Consider the following 21,349-nt stretch of genomic DNA (forward strand, 5'->3'; position numbering starts at 1 on the left):
TCCTCTATTGTTTGCCTGAATGGCCAAATCCGCCTTCGCCACGTTCTGTTTGTTCAAAATCATTCACAATATTAAATTCTGCTTGCACTACTGGCACGAAAACTAGCTGCGCAATGCGATCGCCCACTTCCACTTTAAAAGGCTGTGAACCACGGTTCCACATTGATACCATTAACGGCCCTTGGTAGTCAGAATCAATTAAACCTACCAAATTGCCCAATACAATCCCATTTTTATGCCCAAGCCCTGAACGAGGCAAAATCACTGCCGCAAGGTTAGGATCGGCGATATAAATAGAAAGCCCTGTTGGGATTAATTTGGTTTCCCCCGGTTGAATTTCAAAACTTTCTTCCACCAACGCGCGCAGATCTAAGCCCGCCGAACCGCTTGTGGCATAAGCTGGCAAGGGAAATTCTGTGCCAATTCGGCTATCTAAAATTTTTACGTCAATCTTTTTCATTTTTCGTTTATTCCTTCGTTCAAACTTGAGCTGGAAAGCGTTCTACAATCTGTTGCGCAAGTTGCACCGCCAGATCTTTTTTGTGGCTACTCGGTAATTGCACGCTGCCATCACGCCAGAACAGCTGGAGCTGATTATCATCACCATTAAAGCCTTGTCCGTTAGACACATCATTGGCGCAGATCAAATCTAAATTTTTACGCACTAATTTGTCTTGTGCATATTGTGCAACATTTTGCGTTTCTGCCGCAAACCCCACCACAAATGGACGGTGTTCAGTCAGCGCCGCTACCGCTGCAATAATATCAGGGTTTTTTAGCAATTCTAAGGTGAGCGTATTGCTATCAGCGGTTTTCTTCATTTTTTGCTCAGCGATTTGCGCGACACGGTAATCCGCCACCGCCGCACAACCAATAAAAATATCCACTTGTGGCGCAAGGGAAAGAGAGGCGTCCGCCATTTCTTGCGCGGAAATCACATCAATTCGTTCCACTTGAGCTGGCGTAGGCAAATTCACTGGCCCTGCAATTAATTTGACTTTCGCGCCCCGTTTGGCAAAAGCTTCAGCGATAGCAAAGCCCATTTTGCCCGAACTATGATTGCTAATATAACGCACAGGATCAATGGCTTCGCGAGTTGGGCCAGCGGTGATCGCAATGGTTAAGTGGCTAAGATCTTGTAGCGGTAACAAGATTTCGCAAAGTGCGGTGTAAATTTCCGCAGGTTCTGACATTCGTCCAAAGCCCATATCCCCACAGGCCTGTTCACCACTGTTAGGCCCAATGGTTGCAATGCCACGGGCTTTTAAACTGGCCAAATTTTGTTGGGTAATGGGTTGGCGGAACATTTGCTGATTCATCGCTGGCGCAAGCAAAATCGGTGCACTGGTGGCAAGACAAATAGTCGTCAACAGATCATTGGCCATTCCTGCGTTTAAGCGTGCCATAAAATCTGCGCTGGCAGGGGCGATCACAATGAGATCTGCCCATTTCGCCAGTTCAATATGCCCCATTGCCAGTTCTGCTTGGGGATCAAGCAATGACTGCGCCACTGCATTGCCTGAAATGGCTTGCAAGGTGAGTGGCGTAACAAATTCTGCCGCCGCTGGTGTGAGAACCACGCGCACTTCCGCTTGGCTTTTGCGTAACAAGCGAATTAGCTCAATGCTTTTATAAGCCGCGATCCCGCCAGTTATGCCAACAACTATACGTTTTCCTTGAAGATCTTGCATTATTTCCAATCAATCCAAATTAAAAGTGCGGTTAATTTTACTGTAATTTTCCCCAATAAAAAATTCAATTTTTCGATCTGGATCGCAAAAGTCGTAGGGAAGCCTGTCAGAACAATGCTGTCTATGTTAAAAAGATCCGCAATTTGATATTAAAAAACGAAATGATCGCCACAAATGACCACCTTAATGCCACGGGAAAAACTGCTAAAATTTGGTGCTGAAGCCCTTGATGATAGCGAATTATTAGCTATTTTTTTACGCACAGGAATCAAGAATTGTTCTGTAATGGAATTATCTCGTGTGGTTCTTGATCATTTTGGATCATTGCGGCAATTAATTAGTGCGGATCAAAAAGCCTTTTGCAACGTTAAAGGCTTAGGCATCACACAATTTATCCAGCTACAAGCCAGCACGGAAATGACAAAGCGTTATTTATTGCAAGAATTGGAAATGGCGCAGGCATTTACTCGCCCAGAGTTGGTGAGAATATATTTGCAAACGGAGCTAGAACATAAAGAGCGGGAAGTTTTTTTGGTGCTTTTTTTAGATAATCAGCATCGCCTGATTAAAAAAGAAGAAATGTTTTTAGGTACGATCAACACAGCCGCGGTGTATCCCAGAGAAATTGTTAAAAGTGCACTTTTTTGTAATGCGGCGGCGATTATTTTGGCACATAATCACCCATCAGGCATTGCAGAGCCGAGCAATTCCGATCGGATCATCACAGAAAAGATCCAAAAAGTGGCAGAATTAGTAGAAATTCGCGTGCTGGATCATTTTGTGATCGGCAAAGGCTGTTATGTTTCTTTTAATGAAAAAGGCTGGTTATAATAGCCATTTAGCAAGAATGATGCGGTGGAATTGCTGATTTTTTTGTCATTTATTGCGTTAATTAAGTGATTTAGGCTTGAGTATAGCAAATAAAGTGAGTATAATTTGCCACCTTTAATATAGTATGCGGGTCGGTTACAGCGACCTGACGAGGTGGCTTGCAAACCTAGTTTGCAGTAATCCGAACCCTAAGCTCGAGCTTATATTTGATTTATTGGAGATTAATATGTCTAGAGTCTGTCAAGTAACAGGCAAGCGTCCAGCAGTTGGTAACAACCGCTCACACGCAATGAACGCGACTCGTCGTCGTTTTCTTCCTAACTTACACACTCACCGTTTCTGGGTTGAGTCTGAAAAACGTTTCGTAACTTTACGCTTAACAGCGAAAGGTATGCGTATTATTGATAAAAAAGGCATTGATGCAGTGTTAGCTGAAATCCGTGCTCGTGGCGAGAAAATCTAAGGAGCTAAAAAATGGCAGCTAAAGGTGCTCGTGAAAAAATCCGTTTAGTTTCAACAGCTGAAACCGGTCATTTCTACACAACAACTAAAAATAAACGTAATATGCCAGAAAAAATGGAGATCAAAAAATTTGATCCTGTTGTGCGTAAACACGTTATTTACAAAGAAGCTAAAATCAAATAATTTGGCTTTAATGAATTAGAAAAACCCGACTTGTTCGGGTTTTTTTATGTCTTTTATAGGCGCTTTTCTTGGATTTTTATTGATTGTCCCTATTTATAGCGTAACGCAGAGAGATTTTCATTAGAACCCAAACCCTATTTACTACTATTCGCATGGAGAAAAAATGCCTGAATTACCCGAAGTTGAAACCACTAAAAATGGGATTTCCCCTTATTTAACAGGATTTATCATTGAAAAAATCGTGGTACGCAATCCTAAATTACGTTGGGAAGTCAGCCCACAATTAAGTGAGTTTAAGCAGGTTAAAGTGAGCCATCTTTCCCGCCGTGCAAAATATCTGATCATTCATACGGAAAAAGGTGCGATCATTGGGCATTTAGGAATGTCGGGATCTTTGCGTGTCGTGCCACAGGATAGCCCCATTGATAAACACGATCATTTAGATATTGTGATGAATAATGGCAAGGTGCTGCGTTATAACGATCCCCGCCGTTTTGGCGCGTGGCTCTGGACGGATAATCTGGCAGATTTTCATCTTTTTGCCAAACTTGGTCCAGAACCCCTTTCAGCGGAATTTACTGGGGAATATCTGTTCAAAAAATCTCGTAAAAAACAGACCGCACTTAAAACCTTTTTAATGGATAATGCGGTGGTGGTAGGCGTGGGCAATATTTATGCCAATGAAACGCTCTTTTTGTGCGGTTTACATCCGCTGAAATTAGCCAAAAACTTAACCAAATCTCAATGCGAATTGCTGGTTCAAACCATTAAACAAGTGCTTACCACCTCCATTGCGCAAGGTGGTACAACCTTGAAAGACTTCTTACAACCTGACGGCCGCCCCGGTTATTTCGCCCAAGAACTACGGGTTTACGGCAATAAAGATAAGCCTTGTCCAACGTGCGGGACAAAAATTGAAAGTTTAGTCATCGGGCAACGTAATAGCTTTTTCTGTCCAAAATGTCAGAAAAAAGCATAAAAATATGCAAAAAAATACCGCTCTTTTGAGCGGTATTCTGTCTTATTTGGCTTATTAGGCAATGATTAGAACTCGTAACGAAGACCTACTTTTACACCATATTGATTTACTTTGGTATCTTCCCAGTTACCTAAACGGTTATATTCAAAACCAGTATCTAAAGCAAGGTTTTGAGTAAGATCACAAGAAATACCCGCTAATGCACCATAACCAAATTTAGTGTGTTTTTTATCTTCAAATGCGTTTGGTTGTGTATTTTCAACATCAAAAACATTTAATGATAAACGCGCACCAAGGTAAGGTTTAACTGGTAAATTAAAATTGAAATCATAGATTGCTGCTAAACCTAAGCCATAGATTTTTGCGCTGATATGCTCATTTGTATCTACATTGCCAGAAGTTTTCGCATAGAAAGTATCCACAGCAACACGCCAATCATTTACTTTATAACCGACAGTAAGACGAGGTGTCACCTTGTTTTTATTTAATGCTGAATACTCAGTGAATTTTAATTTTGAGTGTTGTACATCACCTTGAACATACCAATTTGCATTGGCTGTGGCTGAAATAGCTAACGCACCGATTGCTACCGCTAATAGTTTTTTCATTGTCTTCTCCAACAAAAGTTATAAAAATCAACCAATTGTAGCATAATTTTTGGCTACAGGTAAATAAATTAATGCTTGTTTACATTCTCGACAAAAATACACCGCACTTTGCTTTTGCACTTTGTTATGGCGGCGTACGCTAAGATCGTGAGTGCGGCAACCGCAGCGGTAAGTAAAGTTTTTTCCCTGCACACTTTTAACATCTAAATTGTGGTAAATTTCCGCAGGTTGCTGGAAGATGTTTTCCATCACCGCTTTCCATTCTTTGCCGTGCGGCGCTACTCGCCCAAACACTTGATAAACAATTAAATGGGCCAGTTCGTGCGGAACAATTTGCTGCAAAAAATAGTCAGGATTTTCCAACAATAAAGTGCGGTTAAAACGGATTTCATTTTTCTGTAAATATGCCACTCCAGCCTTTACCCCGCGCAGTTGATAACTCACTGTTGGCATTGGAAAAGTGCGTTGAAAATGCTGCTCCGCCAGTTGCAAATAATGGCGTAACTGGCGGAGGATTTGTATATTAAGTAAACGTAATGAAGAATGAGTGTCTGACATAAATAAAAAATATCACTAAATTTTTTACAATATGGGGGTAAAAAAGCTAAGATCAATTTTATTTTTACATACACAAATGAGTAAAGTATCATTTGTGTCATTGTGTAAATTAAGGGGGATAAAATGAGCAGAATAAATTTTGATACATCTGAAGAAATGAAACATAAAATCAAGGTTTATACTTCAATTCATCAAATTACGATAAAAGAGTTCTTTGAACAAATGCTAAACGATTTTTTTGCCGCAGGTGAAGATCTCACCGCAGAAGAACGAGAAATTATTGCGCGTTCAACGGCATTTTTTGATAAACCTGAAAATCAGCATTTAACTACCTCATTAACGCAAGATGAAGCCTTAAAAATTGGTGAGAAAGTGAGAAACGGCGAGAGTTTGGCAAAATTGTTAGGTTATTGAAATGTTAGCGAATTTGCAGTTTCATAACCGATTTATTTCCTTTGTCTATCATCGTATTTTAAGCGAAGAAAGTAAGAAAGAACTGGAAAGGCAGCTAACAGATAATATCCGCAAAACTATTTTTCTGCGTAAACAAGCAAGGAAATTTTTTGTTAAACGAAAACCACAAAATGTAGTGATCTTTGTTTATGCGGAAAAAGGGAACTTTGTAATTAAGGCATTTCAGTTTGGTAAAACGGATTTGCTAACGGGAAACAAAAAAGCACACCTTACAACCATAGAAAAGATTTTATCTGAAAAAACCGATCTAGAAATTCGTCAGTATTATTAGCCAATCTAGGCAATAAAAAAGCCATTGCAACAGATTGCAATGGCTTTTTTCCAAACTAACTTTAATTTATTTCAACCCAGCTGCTGCTCTTAATTCTGCGGCGCGGTCGGTTTTTTCCCAAGGAAATTGTTCGCGTCCAAAGTGGCCGTAAGCGGCGGTTTGGCGGTAGATTGGCTGAATCAGATCAAGCATTTTGATTAAGCCGTAAGGGCGTAAATCGAAAAATTCACGCACTAAATTCACCAACAACTCATTGCTCACTTTGCCCGTGCCAAAAGTTTCCACCATAATAGACGTTGGCTCTGCCACGCCGATGGCATAAGAAAGCTGAATTTCACAACGATCTGCTAAACCTGCAGCAACAATGTTCTTCGCTACATAGCGTGCAGCATAGGCAGCTGAACGATCCACTTTTGATGGATCTTTACCTGAGAATGCACCACCACCGTGGCGTGCTGCACCGCCGTAAGTATCCACGATAATTTTACGTCCTGTTAAACCGCAATCCCCCATAGGGCCACCAATCACAAAACGGCCTGTTGGATTGATGAAATATTTGGTGTCTTTGCCGAGCCATTCACTTGGTAGTACAGGCTTGATAATTTCTTCCATTACCGCTTCGTGCAAGGCATTTTGGCTGATTTCTTCCGCGTGTTGGGTGGAAAGCACCACTGCATCAATGCCAACAATTTTGTCGTTTTCATATTTTAGTGTAACTTGGCTTTTCGCATCTGGACGCAACCAAGGCAAAGTGCCGTCTTTACGCACTTGCGCTTGGCGTTCCATTAAGCGGTGTGCATAGGTAATCGCCGCAGGCATTAACACTTCTGTTTCATTGGTGGCATAACCAAACATAATGCCTTGGTCACCCGCCCCTTGATCTAACGGACTTTCACGATCCACGCCTTGATTAATATCAGAAGATTGTTTGCCAATGGCGTTTAACACCGCACACGAATGGCCATCAAAGCCCATATCAGAGTGTTTGTAACCAATATCACAAATCACTTGGCGGGTAAGATTCTCAATGTCCACCCAAGCTGAAGTGGTGATTTCGCCGCCCACAAGCGCCATACCTGTTTTGACATAGGTTTCACAGGCCACACGAGCTTTCGGATCTTGTTTTAAAATTTCGTCTAACACCGCGTCAGAAATCTGATCGGCAATTTTATCTGGGTGTCCTTCTGACACAGATTCAGAAGTAAATAAATAAGATGACATAGCTTTCCTTTAGTTTTAAATAAATTTGTTTAGATGTTTTTGCGTCTAGACGGCTATAATACGTTTTTTTGTTTAGAAAGCAAGCGTTAATTTTTGCCGTATTAATGAATAAAAGTGTTGAGTTGATAAAGAAAAATGTAGCGTAATAGCTTGCCGATAAGGATTAAAAGCATTGATTTCAACCAGTTAAAGCGCAACCAACCTGCCATCGCGCAAAAAGCATCACCCACAATGGGCAGCCAGCTTAATAATAATGTCCAAATGCCATAGCGCTGAATGTTGTTCAATGCCCAGCTGCGTTGGAGATTTTTTTGTTCTAATTTGGGAAACCAACGCCCAATGGCATAGGTGGTCATACTACCAAGGGTGTTGCCTGCGGTAGCGACTGCAATCAAGCTTAACACATCGTGAGAAAACATTGCACCAATAAAAGGTGCGGTAAGAAAAAGGAAAATAATTTCCGAATTGCCGGGCAATACCGTGGCACTAAGAAAGGCGCTGCTAAACATTAGCCATAGGCTATTTTGCGATCCCAATAGCCCATCGGTCAGCCAATCAAGCATAGTCTGCCATATATTTGTTGATGTAATTAAGCCTATCTTGCTCGGTAATTTGGCGAATCACTCTGGCTGGATTGCCCACCACAAGGCTATTAGCGGGAATATCTTTGCTCACCACTGAACCTGCGCCAATTACTACGTTATCGCCAATGGTTACGCCACCTAAGATAATGGCATTTCCCCCAATCCACACATTATTGCCAATGGTGATCGGCAGCGCTTGTTCCCAATCTTGGCTGCGTAATTCCGCATCAAGGGGGTGGCCTACGGTATAAAGGCTCACATTCGGCGCGAGCATCACATTATCACCAATGGTGATGCCGCCGTTATCCAACATTGTGCAGTTATAGTTGGCAAAAAAGTTTTCGCCCACTTCAATAAAACAGCCGTAATCGCAAAAAAACGGCGCGTTAATATGGGGTTCATTTTTGCATTTGCCTAAAATTTGCTGAATTAGCACCGCTCTTTTTTCTGTTTCAGAAGGGCAAATTTGCGTATTGTATTGAAAAAGGCGCTTTTTATTTTCAATGCGAAGTTGTGCTAATTCTGGATCATTAGGTTTATGCGCCAGCCCTGCGAGCATTTTCTGCTTATTTGATAACATAATTATTGTTTAATCAGTTGATTGATACGGACATCAAAGACGTCCATTCCAGCAGCAAGCCCTGCTTGCACGCCAAGATCGGCATCTTCAAACACCACGCAACGTTGTGGATTCACCTTGATTAATTCCGCGCAACGCAAAAATGTATCGGGTTCTGGCTTGTGCTTTGCCACATCTTCTGCGGTAACCACGGCATCAAAATAGGCGTGTAAATCAAATTTATCGAGCAATAGATTGGTCACATTGCGGTGCGATCCTGTTCCCAGCGCCAAAGGTTTTTGTCCAGCAAATTTCTTCACCACCTGCGCCGCTGGCAACAAAGTAGAATGTTGCATAATCAATTCAATTCCATATTGGCGTTTTAATTGGAGCACTTCATCAAACAATTCCATTGGCATTGCAGCTTTTTTCATCATTTGTTCAGCAATCACTTTCACTGGCGCGCCACCCAGTTGGTAAATCATCTCGCCATTTAAAGGGTAACCTAAGGTTTCGCCCACTTTATCCCACGCTTTTTTATGGCTTGGCATTGTGTCGATCACCGTGCCGTCCATATCAAAAATTAAGCCGTCATAATCGGCAAAAAACTCCAAATCCGTCATTCATTACTACCTTTTTTAAAATTTCCTGTATTTTGCTACAAATTTGTGATCCCTGCACTGTTTTATTTGATGAGATTTCGGTAAAGTTAGGCTTAAATAAAATTTATCGCAAAAAATCACCGCACTTTCTAACCTAAAAATGATGTCGAGGTGACAATGAGGCTGCAACAACAATTAACGTTTTTATTACAACGAAAATTGATCGATGAAGAAATCGTGCAATGGATGTTGCATATCCGAGATCATTTGCACACACAGTGGCACGCTGATGTGGAAAGCCCGCAAGTTTTTATGCTGTTTAATCATTTTGCAATGGCGTTAGGGCGAATTAAACGCGGTTATGCCGCCCACCCTTTAGCCCAAGAAATTTTGGCTGAAATGCAAAGTGCGGTGGTTTTTCCGCAAGTTTTTCAGCGTCATATCGAGCTAATGCAGCTTATTCCCCTTGCTATTCCTGATAGTGAACAAACGCATTTTATGGCTAATATTTATTCGCTCTCTCTCGCTCAGCCACAAATTTTAGGCTAACTTTCTGCGCAATTATCCAGTATAATGACCGCATTTCTTTAACTGATGAAAACAGAACACTTATGGATACAAAATTTAACGTAAAAACTTTCCAAGGAATGATCCTTGCCTTACAGGCTTATTGGGCAGAACAAGGCTGTACCATTGTGCAACCTTTTGATATGGAAGTGGGGGCAGGCACGTCCCACCCAATGACTGCATTGCGTGCCATTGGGCCAGAGCCGATGGCGTTCGCCTATGTGCAACCTTCACGCCGTCCAACTGATGGGCGTTATGGCGAAAATCCAAACCGCTTGCAGCATTATTATCAATTCCAAGTGGTGATCAAACCTTCCCCTGACAACATTCAAGAGCTTTATCTTGGCTCATTAAAAATGCTCGGCTTTGACCCAACACAACACGATATTCGTTTTGTAGAAGACAACTGGGAAAACCCAACCCTTGGCGCGTGGGGCTTAGGCTGGGAAGTGTGGCTAAATGGTATGGAAGTGACCCAATTTACCTATTTCCAACAAGTGGGCGGCTTAGAATGTAAACCGGTTACGGGCGAGGTTACCTACGGTTTAGAACGCTTGGCGATGTATATTCAAGGCGTGGATAGTGTGTATGACTTAGTTTGGTCAGACGGCCCACTCGGCAAAACCACCTACGGCGATGTGTTCCACCAAAACGAAGTAGAACAATCTACTTACAACTTTGAATACGCTGATATTGATTTCTTATTCAAAGCCTTTGAACAATATGAGAAAGAAGCGCAAGAGCTATTAGCCCTAGAAAAACCATTACCACTGCCTGCCTATGAACGCATTTTAAAAGCCGCACACAGCTTTAACTTGCTCGATGCACGAAAAGCCATTTCCGTGACCGAACGCCAACGCTACATTCTGCGTATCCGCGCCTTAACCAAAGGTGTCGCGGAAGCCTATTACGCCAGCCGTGAAGCATTGGGTTTCCCTGGGTGTAAAAAATAAGTGCGGTCAAAAATTTAGGAATTTTTATGATGGATAAACCCGTTTTATTTTTCGCCGAAACTTGTCCTGATACCGCGCCTTTTGTGGCGCGCTTGCAAGAATTAGGCGTGCAATATGAGCCAGTAGAAATTCAATCATCATTAGGCAATCTCAAACGCTTCCTTGCTTTGCGTGATAGCCGTGCAGAGTTTGAAGCTGTGAAAGCGCGCGGATCTATTGGGATTCCAGCCTTGCTATTGAATAATGATAGCCTTGTGTTAGATGTGGATAAATTGGCTGATATTTTTAAATAAAAAGTGCGGTAGGTTTTGCAGGAGTTTTGCATTAAATGGAAAAAGAAAAACACATTGCAATTAATGAACACCAATTAGTCGGCGAAATTAGCCAATTAATTCAAAACAGCAAGCAACGCGTTGCTGTAACGGTGAATGCAGAACTTACCTTGCTTTATTGGCATATTGGACAGCGGATTAATCAGCATATTCTCAATAATGAACGGGCGGAATATGGTAAAGAAGTGATTAAGAATTTGTCTAAAAGCCTAACAGAGCAATTGGGGAAGGGTTGGGGTAAAAGACATCTTAGTTATTTAATGCAGTTTGCTGCCGCTTTTCCTGATCCCAAAATTGTGAACACACTGTGTGCACAATTAAGCTGGTCACATTTTAAATTGATTATTGCGGTTGATGATCCAATAAAACGAGATTTTTATACCACGATGGCAGCACAAGAAAGATGGTCGGTAAGAACGCTTGATAATCGTATTGGCTCATTGCTGTTTGAACGCACCGCAATCTCGAAAAAGCCTGATGAAACCATTAGCCAAGAATTAACTTTATTGCGAGAAAAGGGCGAATATAATCAATCAATGATCTTAAAAGATCCTTATATTTTGGATTTTTTAGAACTTAATGATCGTTATTTAGAAAAAGATCTTGAAGATGCAATTTTAAGAGAAGTTGAGCAATTTCTTTTAGAATTGGGAGCGGGTTTCACTTTTATTGCTCGGCAGAAACGAATTCAAATTGATAATGATGATTTTTATATTGATTTACTACTTTACAACCGTAAATTAAAACGTTTAATCGCCATTGAATTAAAAACCGAAGCATTTAAACATTCACACAAAAGCCAAATGGAACTTTATCTAGCGTGGCTTGCGAAATATGAGCAAGAAGAAGGGGAAAATCCACCCTTAGGTATTATTTTATGTACGTCTAAAAAGCAAGAGCAAGTTGAATTATTAGATTTAAACCATTCGGATATTCATATCGCTGAATATATGACGGTGTTGCCGAGTAAAGAAATATTAGAGCAGCGATTGCATTTGGCGGTATCACGAGCGAAAGAACGGTTTGCTAAATAATATATTGTTAGCTAATAGAATATTTTTGAAATAGTAGATTTTAGTTAGAATGCAGCCTTACTCTAAGAATTTAAAGGAACTTTCACAGAAATTACGTTCAAATCAGACTGATGCTGAAAGTAAATTATGGCAACGGATTAATAGAGATCAGTTATTAGGCTTTCGCTTTAATCGTCAAAAGCCATTGCTAAATTATATCGTAGATTTTTATTGTGCAAAGGCAAAACTGATTATTGAACTAGATGGTTCTCATCATTATGAGCCAGAGTATCAAGAAAAAGATCGACAAAGAGATGATGAACTAAGATCTCTAGGTTTTACAGTGATGCGGTTCAGTAATGATGAAATTTATTATGAGATTGAGGCTGTCGTAGAGCAGATTTATTTATTTTTAGAACAAGTACAAATCTCCCCTAGCCCCTCTTTACTAAAGAGGGGGACTGATTAGTTAGAATAAAGAGAATAAAACTTGGAATATACAATGTTGAAAATATGTGGAATAGTTCACAAACCGTTTTTACTAAAGAAAAATCCCCCTCTTTAGTAAAGAGGGGTTAGGGGAGATTTGTCCCATACCAGATATATTTAAAAAGAGAAAACCAAAATGACAAAAAACTTCCTCGCCGAGATCGGCACTGAAGAGCTACCACCGAAGGCTCTGAAAAAATTAGCGGTGGCATTTAAAGACAACGTAGAGCAAGAGCTTACTCAAGCGGGTTTGGCGTTTGATGCGGTTGAATGGTTTGCTAGCCCTCGCCGTTTGGCGGTGAAAGTGTTGGGGTTGGCGGAAGCACAACCGAGCAAAGAAGTGGAAAAACGTGGACCTGCGGTTTCAGCGGCGTTTGACGCGGAGGGCAAGCCAACCAAAGCGGCAGAGGGTTGGGCGAGAGGCTGTGGTATCAGCGTCGATCAAGCGGAGCGTTTGGCAACGGACAAAGGCGAATGGCTGGTGCATCGTGCGGTGATCGAGGGGCAGCCGACTAAGAATCTTCTGTTAGGCATTATCAGCAATGCCCTGGCGAAATTGCCAATTCCAAAAACAATGCGTTGGAGTGATAAAAGCGAGCAATTCGTCCGCCCTGTGCATACGGTAACCCTGTTATTTGGTGATGAGCTGATCGAAGGTGAAATTCTTGGCGTAGCCAGTGGTAAAACCATTCGTGGACATCGTTTCTTAGGCGAACAAGAATTTAGCATTGATAATGCGGATCAATATCCTGAAATTTTGGAGCAAAAAGGCAGCGTGATTGCCGATTTTGAACGCCGTAAAGCGATTATTTTGGAAAATTCTCAACAAAAAGCCACCGCACTTGGCGGTGTGGCGGATATTGAAGAAAATCTGCTTGATGAAGTTACCGCATTGGTGGAGTTTCCAAATGTGCTAACGGCAAAATTTGAAGAGCGTTTCCTTGCTGTGCCTGCGGAAGCCTTAGTTTACACAATGAAAGGCGACCAAAAATATTTCCCGATTTACGATAAAAACGGAAAATTATTACCGCACTTTATTTTCGTATCCAATATTAATCCGCAAGATCCAACGGCGATTATTGAAGGAAACGAAAAAGTGGTGCGTCCACGTTTAACGGACGCAGAATTTTTCTTCAAAACCGATTTAAAACAGCGTTTAGAAGACAACTTGCCACGCCTCAAAACTGTGTTATTCCAGCAACAACTCGGCACATTGTTTGATAAAACCGAGCGTATTGAAAAGCTCAGTGGTGAAATTGCGGCACAAATTGGGGCGGACGTGGCAAAAGCAGAGCGTGCAGGCTTGTTATCAAAATGTGATTTAATGACCAATATGGTGTTTGAATTCACGGATACGCAAGGCGTGATGGGTATGCACTATGCACGCCACGATGGGGAAGATGAAGAAGTGGCGGTGGCGTTAAATGAACAATATATGCCGCGTTTCGCTGGTGATGAACTTCCACATTCTCTTGTGGCTTGTGCAGTGGCATTGGCGGATAAATTAGACACCTTGACCGGGATTTTTGGTATTGGTCAGCACCCGAAAGGGGATAAAGATCCGTTTGCTTTACGCCGTGCTGCATTAGGTGTGTTGCGTATCATCGTAGAGAAAAAATTGCCACTTGATTTAACGGATTTAGTGAAAAAATCCACCGCACTTTTTGGCGATAAATTAACAAACAGCAATGTGGTTGATGATGTAGTGGACTTTATGCTTGGCCGCTTCCGTGCGTGGTATCAAGAAGAAGGCATTGCGGTAGATGTCATTCAAGCGGTGCAGGCTCGCCGCCCTACTCGCCCAGCTGATTTTGATGCGCGTGTGCGTGCGGTGGCACATTTCCGTACCCTTGATGCAGCAGAAGCCTTAGCCGCTGCGAATAAGCGTGTAAGCAATATTTTAGCCAAAGCAGAAGACGAGATTGGTGAGATCCATTTAGATCGTTGTGTCGAGCCTGAAGAAAAAGCCTTGGCGGAAAGCGTGCTAGCGTTACAAAGCGAAGTGCAGCCGCTGATTGCCAAAGGGGACTATGTGGCGGTGTTGGATAAACTCGCCAACTTACGCCAACCGGTGGATAATTTCTTTGAGAAAGTGATGGTAAACGTGGAAGATCCACAACTTCGTCAAAATCGTTTAGCCATTCTGAAAACTCTGCAAGGATTATTCTTACAAGTGGCGGATATTTCCTTATTGCAATAGTTTCTCTTTTTAAACCTTAGCCCCGTTCTGCAAAGTGCGGGGCTTTTTTTGTAAATTTTTCTAAAAAATACCGCACTTTTTCCCTTTATATTTTGATAAAAAACATCTACTAACAAATGGAGTGTTATTTCATTTGTATATTTTTATTCACTTGCAAAAGCCTAGTATTTTCAATAGAAAAAGATTATTGATGATTTTTTGTTATCTTTTTTCAAATTTGTGATATAGCTCTCAGTAATGAAATTTTACTTCATTTATGATATGCGCATTGATAAGGGTAATCCAACGTCAATACATTATTTTATTGTGCTAATAAAGAATAGGAGAATTGCAATGAAATTAACAAAACTTGCTCTTGCAACATTATGCGTGGGTTTATCTACTTCCGTTTTTGCCGCAGATTATGATTTAAAATTCGGTATGGTTGCGGGAACAAGCTCAAACGAATATAAAGCGGTTGAGTTTTTCGCGAAAGAAGTGAAAGATAAATCTCAGGGTAAAATTGAAATTGCCATTTTCCCGAGCGCTCAGCTTGGTGATGACCGCGTAATGTTAAAACAGCTTAAAGATGGTGCATTAGACTTCACCCTTGCAGAATCTGCCCGTTTCCAAATTTTCTATCCAGAAGCGGAAGTGTTTGCACTGCCTTATATGTTAAAAGATTTTGATGTGGCGAAAAAAGCCGTGTTAGAAACCAACTTTGGTAAAAACTTATTCGCTAAAATCAATAAAGAGTTAGGTGTGAGCGTGCTTTCTATCGGTTATAACGGGACTCGCCAAACCACCTCAAACCGTCCAATTAACAGCATTGCGGATATGAAAGGCTTGAAACTTCGTGTGCCAAATGCGGCGACTAACCTTGCTTTCGCTAAATATGTAGGCGCAACCCCAACACCAATGGCGTTCTCTGAAGTGTATCTTGCGTTACAAACCAATGCGGTAGATGGCCAAGAAAACCCATTGCCAACCATTCAAGCGCAAAAATTCTATGAAGTACAAAAATACTTAGCGTTAACCAACCACATTTTAAATGACCAACTTTATTTGATCAGTAATGAAACCCTTGATGAATTGCCAGATGATTTAAAAACAGTGGTAAAAGAAGCCGCACTTAAAGCTGCAGATTATCACACAAAATTATTTGTGGACGGCGAAAATGAGTTAATCGCTTTCTTCCAAGAAAAAGGCGTAACGGTAACAAAACCTGATCTTGCACCGTTCAAAGCGGCATTACAACCATACTACGATGAATACTTGAAAAAGAATGGTGAAGTTGGAAAACAAGCTGTAGAAGAAATCTCTGAGTTAGCTAAATAAGCGGTTTGCTTACTCAATCTATTAAGCAATAACCTTAACGACAAGAGGTCAATATGAAAAAAACAGCATTACACAGTGCATTATTTGCTGCCATTGCAATGACAGCCTTTGCTGCACAAGCAAGCCAATACCCTGATTTGCCTGTAGGGATTAAAAGCGGAACAGGGGCATTAATTGGCGATACCGTTTATGTAGGTTTAGGAACGGGTGGAGATAAATTCTATTCTCTTAACTTAAAAGAGAAAGATGCTAAATGGCAAGAATTGCCTGCTTTCCCTGGTGGAAAACGCAATCAGCCTGTTTCTGCTGGCGTAGATGGTAAACTCTATGTGTTCGGCGGTTTCCAAGATACCGATGTAGCGAAAAATCAAGTCATCAATGATGCTTATCGCTATGATCCAGAAACAAACACTTGGACAAAATTGCAAACTCGTTCACCACGTTCAGCTGTGGGGGCAAGTGTGGCAGAAACGAATGGTAAAATTTATTTTGTAGGCGGAATTAACCAAGAAATTTGGAACGGACTTTTCCAAGACATCGCAGCCGCTGGTGGCGATAAAGACAAAGAAAAAGCCATTTTTGATCCTTATTTCAATTTACGCGTGCAGGATTTCTTCTTCTCACCAGAAATTGTCAGCTATGAGCCAGCCACCAATACTTGGCGTAACGAAGGCATTTTCCCATACTCAGGACGAGCAGGGGCAGCTGTAGCAATTAAGGATAACAAACTTCTTGTTGTAAATGGTGAAGTAAAAGCAGGATTGCGTACCCAAACCACGGAACTTGGTACAATCGGTAAAAATGGTATCACTTGGAAAAAATTAGGTGATTTACCTGCACCGAAAGGTCAAAAACTACAAGAAGGTATTGCGGGTGCAATGGGTGGCTACACCAATGGTAACTATATTGTAACTGGTGGTGCAAACTTCCCTGGTGCAAGAGCCAACTATAAAAATGGCATTAACGATGCACACCGCACTGGTGGGTTGAAAAAAACTTGGCATAGTGATGTTTATGCACTAAATGCCAAAAAAGGCACTTGGAAAATTATCGGTAACTTACCAGAGCCTATCGGTTATGGAGTAGGTGTAAGCTACGATAATAAAGTGTTACTAATCGGTGGTGAGGGCCAAGGAGGAAAAGCCCTTACCTCGGTTCAAACAATGAGTTATGATGGCAAAAAATTGGTTATTGAATAACTAAGTAACGCTTCATAACACTTGATACAAAGGTTGATTTCAATATGATATTGGGATCAGCCTTTTTTGTTTATGAAAATCAACGCTATATCTCATTATGCGTGATAATAGACAAAAACTTATAGATTAAAATTATTTGAATTTGAATAAAGTGATAAGAAAAAAGTGGTGGGCGATACCGGTCTCGAACCAGTGACCCCCTCCTTGTAAGGGAGGTGCTCTCCCAACTGAGCTAATCGCCCGACAGAATGCTATTTCTAGCTATCGGATTTAACTTCATGAAAAGTTAAACTGGGAACTTAAACTAGCGTGGTGGGCGATACCGGTCTCGAACCAGTGACCCCCTCCTTGTAAGGGAGGTGCTCTCCCAACTGAGCTAATCGCCCACGTTAGTTTAAGCATTACAACACAAGTCCTTAAAAAAGTGGTGGGCGATACCGGTCTCGAACCAGTGACCCCCTCCTTGTAAGGGAGGTGCTCTCCCAACTGAGCTAATCGCCCTTGTCTTGTGGGTTGGCATTATAAGTGTTCTCAAGACACAGTCAATAAGTTTTTGCATATTTTTGTTTAAGTGTTGTAAAAATAAACATAAACTTGCTTTTTTTATCGTGAATTAGATGAACTCATAGTACAATATCGCCGATTTAATTTTACTGTAAACAAAGGTTATAAATAAAATGAAAGCAGAACCGCTATTTAATTTAGATCCATCCGTGAAAGTTCGTACTCGCTTTGCACCTAGCCCAACAGGCTATTTGCACGTAGGCGGTGCAAGAACCGCATTATATTCTTGGCTATTTGCAAAACATAACCAAGGTGAATTTGTATTACGCATTGAAGATACTGATTTAGAACGTTCTACACCAGAAGCCACGCAAGCGATTTTAGAAGGAATGGAATGGCTTAACTTAGCTTGGAATCACGGCCCTTATTACCAAACGAAACGTTTTGACCGTTATAATCAAGTGATTGATCAAATGCTTGAACAGGGCTTGGCTTATCGTTGTTATTGTTCCAAAGAGCGTTTAGAAAATTTACGCAATGAGCAAGAAAAAAATAAAGAAAAACCACGTTATGATGGCTATTGCTTACATCACGCACCTGAGAATCCAGATGCTCCTCACGTTGTGCGTTTCAAAAACCCACAAGAAGGTTCAGTAGTATTTGATGATGCAGTGCGCGGACGCATTGAGATCAGCAACAGTGAGCTTGATGATTTAATTATCCGCCGCACTGATGGTTCACCAACATATAACTTCTGCGTGGTGATTGATGACTGGGATATGGGCATTACACACGTTGTACGCGGTGAAGATCATATCAATAATACCCCACGTCAAATTAATATTTTGAAGGCGTTAAATGCGCCAATTCCAACCTATGCACACGTTTCAATGATCCTAGGTGATGACGGACAGAAATTGTCTAAACGCCACGGTGCAGTGAGCGTAATGCAATATCGCGATGATGGGTTTCTCCCTGAAGCTTTACTTAACTATTTAGTACGTTTAGGCTGGGGACACGGCGACCAAGAGATTTTCTCCGTAGAAGAAATGATCAAGTTGTTTGAATTAACTCAGGTAAGCAAATCTGCCAGCGCATTTAACACAGAAAAATTGTTATGGTTAAACCATCATTATATTCGTGAATTGCCGCCTGAATATGTGGCTAAACACCTTGCTTGGTATTATCAACACCAAGGCATTGATACCAACAATGGGCCAGCATTAAGCGAGATTGTTATTATGCTCGGTGAGCGCTGTAAGACCTTAAAAGAAATGGCAGCTGCAAGCCGTTACTTCTTTGAAGATTTTGATCATTTTGACGAAAGTGCGGTGAAAAAACACTTTAAATCTGGAGCGATTGAAGCACTTGAAAAAGTCAAAGAAAAATTGACCGCACTTTCTCAATGGATGGCTGAGCCAATTCACCAAGCCATTGAACAAACAGCGGAAGAACTCGGCGTAGGAATGGGCAAAGTAGGTATGCCATTGCGTGTTGCCGTAACAGGCGCAGGACAATCTCCATCTATGGACGTTACCCTAGTTGGCATCGGACGTGATCGCTCCCTCGCCCGCATTCAAAAAGCGATTTATTTCATCAAGGCACAAAACGCCTAATATAAAGCGCTTAATATTTAAGCTAGCGAATGAATGCAGTGAATTTAATATTGACAGCGTTCATTCCGCTAATTATTATAAGCGACATATTTACGGGGATATAGCTCAGTTGGGAGAGCGCTTGAATGGCATTCAAGAGGTCGTCGGTTCGATCCCGATTATCTCCACCAGATTTACTAATCTCATCAGTTACTTAGTAATTGATGAGATTTTTTATATCTAGTGTTGTGCGAATTTTGTGCCATAAAGTTTAACATTGTCAGCGTAACTAAATGCTGAGCAGATTGTTCCGCTCCATCAATCCAAGTAATCTCATTCCAAATTCCGTGTAACGGCCTATTTGGGCTATAACTTTGGAATGAAAGTAAAACTTTGGTTTTTATCCTGTAAAACCCCACTCTATTTCTCTTAAACAAAATCTTTCAAATCGAACTTTATATTCGCTTGTAGCCTCTGCAAATCTTATTATCAGCTATACGAGCCTTCTATAATAAAAAAGCCAATGGCATACACCATTGGCTATTGTTTTATTTAAAGCGATAACTAATAAATTAGATTACTGCTTTTTCTACAACGCGAACTAAAGTCCAAGACTTAGTTTTTGAAATTGGGCGACATTCGCGAACTTCTACTACATCACCTAATTTCGCTTCGTTGTTTTCATCGTGCACGTGTAATTTTGTTGTGCGGCGGATAAATTTACCATAAAGTGGGTGTTTCACTTTGCGTTCAATCGCAACTGTGAATGATTTATCCATTTTGTCGCTAATTACACGACCTTGCACGGTACGAATATTATCAGTCATTACTCACCCGCCTTCTCGGTTAATACAGTTTTCACTTGTGCAATACTGCGACGCACTTGTTTTAACTGATGGGTTTGTTGAAGCTGACCGGTGGCTGCTTGCATACGCAATTTGAATTGCTCACCTAACAAGTTAACCAATTCAGCATTCAGCTCTTCAACAGTTTTTGTACGTAGTTCTTGAGCTTTCATTACATCACCGTTTTAGTTACGAATGTGGTCTTGATTGGCAATTTCGCTGCTGCAAGTGCAAATGCGTTTCTTGCTAATTCTTCAGACACACCATCCATTTCATAAAGTACTTTACCCGGCTGGATTAAAGCTACCCAGTATTCAACGTTACCTTTACCTTTACCCATACGGACTTCTAATGGTTTTTCAGTAATTGGTTTATCTGGGAACACACGGATCCAGATTTTACCTTGACGTTTAATCGCACGAGTCATCGCACGACGTGCTGCCTCAATTTGGCGAGCAGTTAAACGACCACGACCAACTGCTTTCAAACCGAAGGTACCGAAGCTAACTTCTGTACCACCTGCAATTCCACGGTTACGACCTTTTTGGACTTTACGGAATTTTGTACGTTTTGGTTGCAACATTTAGCAATTCTCCTTACTTACGACCTTTACCACGTGGCTTTTTAGGCGTGGTAGGTTGTTGTTCTGGTTGTTGTTCAATTGCAGCCATTCCACCAAGAATCTCACCTTTGAAGATCCACACTTTAACGCCGATTACGCCGTATGTTGTGTGAGCTTCTGCAGTGTTATAATCGATGTCCGCACGCAGTGTATGTAATGGTACACGACCTTCACGATACCACTCTGAACGAGCAATCTCTGCACCACCTAAACGACCGCTTACTTCAACTTTGATACCTTTAGCACCTAAACGCATTGCGTTTTGTACTGCACGTTTCATTGCACGGCGGAACATTACACGGCGTTCAAGTTGTGAAGCGATGCTATCAGCAACTAATTTTGCATCTAATTCAGGTTTTTTCACTTCAGCGATGTTGATTTGTGCTGGAACACCTGCGATTGCCGCAACAGCGTTACGTAATTTTTCAACATCTTCGCCTTTTTTACCGATTACGATACCTGGACGAGCTGTGTGAATTGTTACACGAATACTTTTCGCTGGACGCTCAATAGTGATGCGTGAAACGGAAGCATTCGCTAATTCTTTATTTAAGAATTGACGCACTTTGAAATCGCCATCTAAGTTAGATGCGAAATCTTGTGTATTCGCAAACCAAGTAGAGCTCCAAGGCTTAACAATACCTAGGCGAATACCATTTGGATGGACTTTTTGACCCATTGCTATTCCTC

General features: G+C 41.3%; 27 protein-coding genes and 4 tRNA genes. 16 read left to right on the forward strand and 15 right to left on the reverse strand.

The features are described 5' to 3' along the window. Window positions 1-4 precede the first annotated feature (4 nt). Window positions 5-460: a dUTP diphosphatase gene (gene dut, locus DYC50_RS00525; RefSeq protein WP_115248580.1), complete on the reverse strand. Its 456-nt coding sequence runs from the start codon at window positions 458-460 to the stop codon at window positions 5-7. A 19-nt stretch (window positions 461-479) separates the two neighbouring features. Next, complete coding sequence (coaBC, locus tag DYC50_RS00530) at window positions 480-1,691, reverse strand: bifunctional phosphopantothenoylcysteine decarboxylase/phosphopantothenate--cysteine ligase CoaBC (RefSeq protein ID WP_115248581.1); 1,212 nt, start codon at window positions 1,689-1,691, stop codon at window positions 480-482. Window positions 1,692-1,865: 174 nt separating this feature from the next. Here coaBC and radC point away from each other — a divergent pair, with 174 nt between their 5' ends. The 4 genes from radC (at window position 1,866) to mutM (ending at window position 4,146) form a co-directional block, all read left to right on the forward strand. After that, the gene (gene radC / locus DYC50_RS00535) at window positions 1,866-2,522 is read left to right on the forward strand and encodes a RadC family protein (protein ID WP_115248582.1); all 657 of its coding nucleotides are present in this window, start codon (window positions 1,866-1,868) and stop codon (window positions 2,520-2,522) included. Window positions 2,523-2,748: 226 nt separating this feature from the next. Then, window positions 2,749-2,985 carry a 50S ribosomal protein L28 gene (gene rpmB, locus DYC50_RS00540; RefSeq protein ID WP_011608297.1) on the forward strand — a complete coding sequence of 79 codons (237 nt, stop codon included), beginning with the start codon at window positions 2,749-2,751 and terminating at the stop codon, window positions 2,983-2,985. A gap of 11 nt (window positions 2,986-2,996) precedes the next feature. Then, window positions 2,997-3,167 carry a 50S ribosomal protein L33 gene (gene rpmG / locus DYC50_RS00545; protein WP_005542835.1) on the forward strand — a complete coding sequence of 57 codons (171 nt, stop codon included), beginning with the start codon at window positions 2,997-2,999 and terminating at the stop codon, window positions 3,165-3,167. A gap of 163 nt (window positions 3,168-3,330) precedes the next feature. Further along, window positions 3,331-4,146, forward strand: coding sequence for a bifunctional DNA-formamidopyrimidine glycosylase/DNA-(apurinic or apyrimidinic site) lyase (gene mutM / locus DYC50_RS00550; protein ID WP_115248583.1), 816 nt, complete (start codon window positions 3,331-3,333; stop codon window positions 4,144-4,146). 65 nt (window positions 4,147-4,211) lie between these two features. Here mutM and DYC50_RS00555 read toward each other — a convergent pair whose 3' ends face one another. Next, window positions 4,212-4,754: an opacity family porin gene (locus tag DYC50_RS00555; protein ID WP_115248584.1), complete on the reverse strand. Its 543-nt coding sequence runs from the start codon at window positions 4,752-4,754 to the stop codon at window positions 4,212-4,214. 27 nt (window positions 4,755-4,781) lie between these two features. Then, on the reverse strand, window positions 4,782-5,312 hold the full coding sequence (locus tag DYC50_RS00560; protein WP_115248585.1) for a SprT family zinc-dependent metalloprotease: 531 nt from the start codon (window positions 5,310-5,312) through the stop codon (window positions 4,782-4,784). A 123-nt stretch (window positions 5,313-5,435) separates the two neighbouring features. On the opposite strand from DYC50_RS00560, the gene DYC50_RS00565 reads away from it, so the two are divergent. Beyond that, the gene (locus DYC50_RS00565) at window positions 5,436-5,726 is read left to right on the forward strand and encodes a hypothetical protein (RefSeq protein WP_115248586.1); all 291 of its coding nucleotides are present in this window, start codon (window positions 5,436-5,438) and stop codon (window positions 5,724-5,726) included. 1 nt (window position 5,727) lies between these two features. Further along, the gene (locus DYC50_RS00570; RefSeq protein ID WP_115248587.1) at window positions 5,728-6,057 is read left to right on the forward strand and encodes a hypothetical protein; all 330 of its coding nucleotides are present in this window, start codon (window positions 5,728-5,730) and stop codon (window positions 6,055-6,057) included. 66 nt (window positions 6,058-6,123) lie between these two features. On the opposite strand, the gene metK is transcribed toward DYC50_RS00570, so the two are convergent. From metK to DYC50_RS00590, 4 genes are all read right to left on the reverse strand, one after another. Next, entirely contained in the window at window positions 6,124-7,278 is a 1,155-nt protein-coding gene (gene metK / locus DYC50_RS00575; RefSeq protein ID WP_115248588.1) for a methionine adenosyltransferase, read from the reverse strand. A gap of 101 nt (window positions 7,279-7,379) precedes the next feature. Next, window positions 7,380-7,841 (reverse strand): YqaA family protein, encoded by a 462-nt coding sequence (locus tag DYC50_RS00580; RefSeq protein WP_115248589.1) that lies wholly within the window; start codon window positions 7,839-7,841, stop codon window positions 7,380-7,382. Beyond that, on the reverse strand, window positions 7,834-8,442 hold the full coding sequence (locus DYC50_RS00585; protein WP_115248590.1) for a sugar O-acetyltransferase: 609 nt from the start codon (window positions 8,440-8,442) through the stop codon (window positions 7,834-7,836). Before DYC50_RS00585 ends, DYC50_RS00580 begins: the two co-directional genes overlap by 8 nt. A 2-nt stretch (window positions 8,443-8,444) precedes the next feature. Then, entirely contained in the window at window positions 8,445-9,044 is a 600-nt protein-coding gene (locus tag DYC50_RS00590) for a beta-phosphoglucomutase family hydrolase (protein ID WP_115248591.1), read from the reverse strand. Window positions 9,045-9,200: 156 nt separating this feature from the next. Here DYC50_RS00590 and DYC50_RS00595 point away from each other — a divergent pair, with 156 nt between their 5' ends. The 8 genes from DYC50_RS00595 (at window position 9,201) to DYC50_RS00630 (ending at window position 17,093) form a co-directional block, all read left to right on the forward strand. After that, window positions 9,201-9,572 (forward strand): hypothetical protein, encoded by a 372-nt coding sequence (locus tag DYC50_RS00595; protein ID WP_115248592.1) that lies wholly within the window; start codon window positions 9,201-9,203, stop codon window positions 9,570-9,572. Window positions 9,573-9,634: 62 nt separating this feature from the next. Beyond that, window positions 9,635-10,543, forward strand: a complete 909-nt coding sequence (gene glyQ / locus DYC50_RS00600; RefSeq protein WP_103853915.1) for a glycine--tRNA ligase subunit alpha — start codon at window positions 9,635-9,637, stop codon at window positions 10,541-10,543. A 29-nt stretch (window positions 10,544-10,572) separates the two neighbouring features. Further along, complete coding sequence (locus DYC50_RS00605; protein WP_115250128.1) at window positions 10,573-10,836, forward strand: hypothetical protein; 264 nt, start codon at window positions 10,573-10,575, stop codon at window positions 10,834-10,836. Window positions 10,837-10,871: 35 nt separating this feature from the next. Continuing rightward, window positions 10,872-11,909 carry a PDDEXK nuclease domain-containing protein gene (locus DYC50_RS00610; protein ID WP_115248593.1) on the forward strand — a complete coding sequence of 346 codons (1,038 nt, stop codon included), beginning with the start codon at window positions 10,872-10,874 and terminating at the stop codon, window positions 11,907-11,909. Window positions 11,910-11,958: 49 nt separating this feature from the next. Further along, window positions 11,959-12,357 (forward strand): endonuclease domain-containing protein, encoded by a 399-nt coding sequence (locus DYC50_RS00615; protein ID WP_115248594.1) that lies wholly within the window; start codon window positions 11,959-11,961, stop codon window positions 12,355-12,357. 156 nt (window positions 12,358-12,513) lie between these two features. Continuing rightward, entirely contained in the window at window positions 12,514-14,577 is a 2,064-nt protein-coding gene (gene glyS / locus DYC50_RS00620; RefSeq protein WP_115248595.1) for a glycine--tRNA ligase subunit beta, read from the forward strand. Window positions 14,578-14,910: 333 nt separating this feature from the next. After that, window positions 14,911-15,894, forward strand: coding sequence for a sialic acid TRAP transporter substrate-binding protein SiaP (locus tag DYC50_RS00625; RefSeq protein WP_115248596.1), 984 nt, complete (start codon window positions 14,911-14,913; stop codon window positions 15,892-15,894). A 53-nt stretch (window positions 15,895-15,947) separates the two neighbouring features. Beyond that, on the forward strand, window positions 15,948-17,093 hold the full coding sequence (locus DYC50_RS00630; RefSeq protein ID WP_115248597.1) for an N-acetylneuraminate epimerase: 1,146 nt from the start codon (window positions 15,948-15,950) through the stop codon (window positions 17,091-17,093). Window positions 17,094-17,259: 166 nt separating this feature from the next. Here DYC50_RS00630 and DYC50_RS00635 read toward each other — a convergent pair. The 3 genes from DYC50_RS00635 to DYC50_RS00645 form a co-directional block, all read right to left on the reverse strand. Continuing rightward, window positions 17,260-17,335, reverse strand: a tRNA-Val gene (locus DYC50_RS00635). 68 nt (window positions 17,336-17,403) lie between these two features. Beyond that, a tRNA-Val gene (locus DYC50_RS00640) sits at window positions 17,404-17,479 on the reverse strand. A gap of 39 nt (window positions 17,480-17,518) precedes the next feature. Further along, window positions 17,519-17,594, reverse strand: a tRNA-Val gene (locus DYC50_RS00645). 176 nt (window positions 17,595-17,770) lie between these two features. On the opposite strand from DYC50_RS00645, the gene gltX reads away from it, so the two are divergent. Beyond that, a complete protein-coding gene (gene gltX, locus DYC50_RS00650; RefSeq protein WP_115248598.1) occupies window positions 17,771-19,213 on the forward strand; it encodes a glutamate--tRNA ligase in 1,443 nt (480 codons plus the stop codon). A 94-nt stretch (window positions 19,214-19,307) separates the two neighbouring features. Then, window positions 19,308-19,383: transfer RNA gene (locus DYC50_RS00655), tRNA-Ala, on the forward strand. A 381-nt stretch (window positions 19,384-19,764) separates the two neighbouring features. Here DYC50_RS00655 and rpsQ read toward each other — a convergent pair. Genes rpsQ through rpsC form a run of 4 tightly spaced genes read right to left on the reverse strand, consistent with a single transcriptional unit; the run spans window position 19,765 to window position 21,338 of the window. Next, window positions 19,765-20,019, reverse strand: a complete 255-nt coding sequence (rpsQ, locus tag DYC50_RS00660; protein ID WP_103853559.1) for a 30S ribosomal protein S17 — start codon at window positions 20,017-20,019, stop codon at window positions 19,765-19,767. Beyond that, window positions 20,019-20,210, reverse strand: coding sequence for a 50S ribosomal protein L29 (rpmC, locus tag DYC50_RS00665; protein WP_017805230.1), 192 nt, complete (start codon window positions 20,208-20,210; stop codon window positions 20,019-20,021). Before rpmC ends, rpsQ begins: the two co-directional genes overlap by 1 nt. Continuing rightward, entirely contained in the window at window positions 20,210-20,620 is a 411-nt protein-coding gene (gene rplP / locus DYC50_RS00670; RefSeq protein WP_103853558.1) for a 50S ribosomal protein L16, read from the reverse strand. The genes rpmC and rplP overlap by 1 nt, the downstream gene beginning before the upstream one ends. Before the next feature lie 13 nt (window positions 20,621-20,633). Next, a complete protein-coding gene (gene rpsC, locus DYC50_RS00675; RefSeq protein ID WP_103853557.1) occupies window positions 20,634-21,338 on the reverse strand; it encodes a 30S ribosomal protein S3 in 705 nt (234 codons plus the stop codon). Window positions 21,339-21,349: the final 11 nt, after the last annotated feature.

This window comes from Avibacterium avium (assembly GCF_900454535.1).
GTDB classification, from domain to species: domain Bacteria; phylum Pseudomonadota; class Gammaproteobacteria; order Enterobacterales; family Pasteurellaceae; genus Avibacterium; species Avibacterium avium.

Bases quoted from the DNA above. Each gene is read 5' to 3' on its own strand.
- dut (WP_115248580.1), bottom strand. From the start codon at position 460: ATGAAAAAGATTGACGTAAAAATTTTAGATAGCCGAATTGGCACAGAA.
- coaBC (WP_115248581.1), bottom strand. From the start codon at position 1,691: ATGCAAGATCTTCAAGGAAAACGTATAGTTGTTGGCATAACTGGCGGG.
- radC (WP_115248582.1), top strand. From the start codon at position 1,866: ATGACCACCTTAATGCCACGGGAAAAACTGCTAAAATTTGGTGCTGAA.
- rpmB (WP_011608297.1), top strand. From the start codon at position 2,749: ATGTCTAGAGTCTGTCAAGTAACAGGCAAGCGTCCAGCAGTTGGTAAC.
- rpmG (WP_005542835.1), top strand. From the start codon at position 2,997: ATGGCAGCTAAAGGTGCTCGTGAAAAAATCCGTTTAGTTTCAACAGCT.
- mutM (WP_115248583.1), top strand. From the start codon at position 3,331: ATGCCTGAATTACCCGAAGTTGAAACCACTAAAAATGGGATTTCCCCT.
- DYC50_RS00555 (WP_115248584.1), bottom strand. From the start codon at position 4,754: ATGAAAAAACTATTAGCGGTAGCAATCGGTGCGTTAGCTATTTCAGCC.
- DYC50_RS00560 (WP_115248585.1), bottom strand. From the start codon at position 5,312: ATGTCAGACACTCATTCTTCATTACGTTTACTTAATATACAAATCCTC.
- DYC50_RS00565 (WP_115248586.1), top strand. From the start codon at position 5,436: ATGAGCAGAATAAATTTTGATACATCTGAAGAAATGAAACATAAAATC.
- DYC50_RS00570 (WP_115248587.1), top strand. From the start codon at position 5,728: ATGTTAGCGAATTTGCAGTTTCATAACCGATTTATTTCCTTTGTCTAT.
- metK (WP_115248588.1), bottom strand. From the start codon at position 7,278: ATGTCATCTTATTTATTTACTTCTGAATCTGTGTCAGAAGGACACCCA.
- DYC50_RS00580 (WP_115248589.1), bottom strand. From the start codon at position 7,841: ATGCTTGATTGGCTGACCGATGGGCTATTGGGATCGCAAAATAGCCTA.
- DYC50_RS00585 (WP_115248590.1), bottom strand. From the start codon at position 8,442: ATGTTATCAAATAAGCAGAAAATGCTCGCAGGGCTGGCGCATAAACCT.
- DYC50_RS00590 (WP_115248591.1), bottom strand. From the start codon at position 9,044: ATGACGGATTTGGAGTTTTTTGCCGATTATGACGGCTTAATTTTTGAT.
- DYC50_RS00595 (WP_115248592.1), top strand. From the start codon at position 9,201: ATGAGGCTGCAACAACAATTAACGTTTTTATTACAACGAAAATTGATC.
- glyQ (WP_103853915.1), top strand. From the start codon at position 9,635: ATGGATACAAAATTTAACGTAAAAACTTTCCAAGGAATGATCCTTGCC.
- DYC50_RS00605 (WP_115250128.1), top strand. From the start codon at position 10,573: ATGGATAAACCCGTTTTATTTTTCGCCGAAACTTGTCCTGATACCGCG.
- DYC50_RS00610 (WP_115248593.1), top strand. From the start codon at position 10,872: ATGGAAAAAGAAAAACACATTGCAATTAATGAACACCAATTAGTCGGC.
- DYC50_RS00615 (WP_115248594.1), top strand. From the start codon at position 11,959: ATGCAGCCTTACTCTAAGAATTTAAAGGAACTTTCACAGAAATTACGT.
- glyS (WP_115248595.1), top strand. From the start codon at position 12,514: ATGACAAAAAACTTCCTCGCCGAGATCGGCACTGAAGAGCTACCACCG.
- DYC50_RS00625 (WP_115248596.1), top strand. From the start codon at position 14,911: ATGAAATTAACAAAACTTGCTCTTGCAACATTATGCGTGGGTTTATCT.
- DYC50_RS00630 (WP_115248597.1), top strand. From the start codon at position 15,948: ATGAAAAAAACAGCATTACACAGTGCATTATTTGCTGCCATTGCAATG.
- gltX (WP_115248598.1), top strand. From the start codon at position 17,771: ATGAAAGCAGAACCGCTATTTAATTTAGATCCATCCGTGAAAGTTCGT.
- rpsQ (WP_103853559.1), bottom strand. From the start codon at position 20,019: ATGACTGATAATATTCGTACCGTGCAAGGTCGTGTAATTAGCGACAAA.
- rpmC (WP_017805230.1), bottom strand. From the start codon at position 20,210: ATGAAAGCTCAAGAACTACGTACAAAAACTGTTGAAGAGCTGAATGCT.
- rplP (WP_103853558.1), bottom strand. From the start codon at position 20,620: ATGTTGCAACCAAAACGTACAAAATTCCGTAAAGTCCAAAAAGGTCGT.
- rpsC (WP_103853557.1), bottom strand. From the start codon at position 21,338: ATGGGTCAAAAAGTCCATCCAAATGGTATTCGCCTAGGTATTGTTAAG.